The organism is Stenotrophomonas sp. 278 (assembly GCF_003935715.1).
GTDB lineage: Bacteria > Pseudomonadota > Gammaproteobacteria > Xanthomonadales > Xanthomonadaceae > Stenotrophomonas > Stenotrophomonas maltophilia_AH.
This window is the reverse complement of sequence record NZ_RHPP01000234.1, coordinates 1-1229: the sequence shown is the minus strand read 5'-3', so window position 1 is coordinate 1229 and position 1229 is coordinate 1. Positions and strand designations below refer to the sequence as shown.

Below are 1229 nucleotides of genomic sequence, written 5' to 3'. Positions count from 1 at the left end.
AACCGCTCCAGCAGCTCGTCAAGCGAATCGAGGGGTTTGAGCTCGGGCTGTCCCGCGCCCCCGGTGGTGGTGCTGGACGCGCTGCGATTTTCGGATCGAGGTCGCCACGAAAGCTCCGTGATGCGGGCTTCGACCTGGCTGCGCACGACATGCAGGCCCTCCAGCACGTGCAGGTCGTTGAAGTCGCTGACCTTGCGGCCAGTGTCGATGAAGCGCTCGCGCCGACCGGGCTCGTCGGCGAAGGCAGGCAGCAGCATGGCCCCGCCCACATTGAGTGCAGCTGCCTCGGCACCGAGTAGGCCGGCGTTGGAGGCCTCATGTGGCTGGCAGCAGGTCGGGCAAAACTCCGGCGAATCAGCCAGCACCAGGCGCGACTTGCAGTGGCGGCACTTCTGCAGCACGTCGTCATCGCCGCAGACCAGCACCTTGGCGCTGCGATACCGCTTCGCCAAGGAAGCGGCCACCGGCATCAAGTTGCCGGCATCGAAGGCCACGGCCACCGGGTAGCCGGTCGCCATGTGCAGCGTGGCGGCGGTGGCATACCCTTCCGCCACCAGAAGGATCCACTGCGGCGTGCCGCCGAGCAGGTGGAAGTGGCCCTTCTTGGCCAGTCCTGCCGGCCAGAACTCCTTGGCCGGCTTGTTCGAGGCCTTGGCCTGTTTGGCGCTGCGCAGAACCTGCAGGCCGTGGACTGATCCATTGGGGTCCAGCAGTGGAACCAACGCGACGCCGCTGCGGCCATAGCGCAGGCCAAATGCCTGCACGGCCTTGTCGGTCAGGTAGTCGGCCTCGCCCTCCGGCAGCGCCTTGTTCCAGGCCGCTGTCGCCCGAGCTGCAGCACGCCGGTTCTGCTCCAGCCGTGCCGCTTCCGCGCGGCGGCGGTCTTCCACCAGCCGCCGCTTGAGCGCTTCGCGTTGCTCCTGGCTGAAAGCACTTTCGCGCTTGCGCAGCTCGACCTTCTGCGCACCGTTGTCGTTGCCGTGCCAGATACCGAACGTGCCCACGATAAGCGTGTCGCCGCTGCTGGCATTGAGCTCGTGCAGCACGTACCAGCCGCGGCGCTCGCGCGAGCCCTCCACCCGGCAGCGCACCATTCGACCGCTGGTGTCCAGACTGTCGAGGATCAGGCCGGCGTCGGTCAGCTGGCCCAGCACATCATCATAATTGGCAGACATTCAGTAAGTTCCAGAGCTGCTGTGTACGCGGCTAGTGCGCGCTTGATTACCCGC

1 protein-coding gene is annotated in these 1229 nt (G+C 66.6%); it reads right to left on the bottom strand.

Going from position 1 to position 1229, the window contains the following annotated elements; all coding sequences use genetic code 11:
• The coding region (locus EGJ34_RS20965; protein WP_125362347.1) for a toprim domain-containing protein at positions 1 to 1175 on the bottom strand (1175 nt) is incomplete at its 3' end.
• Positions 1176 to 1229: the final 54 nt, after the last annotated feature.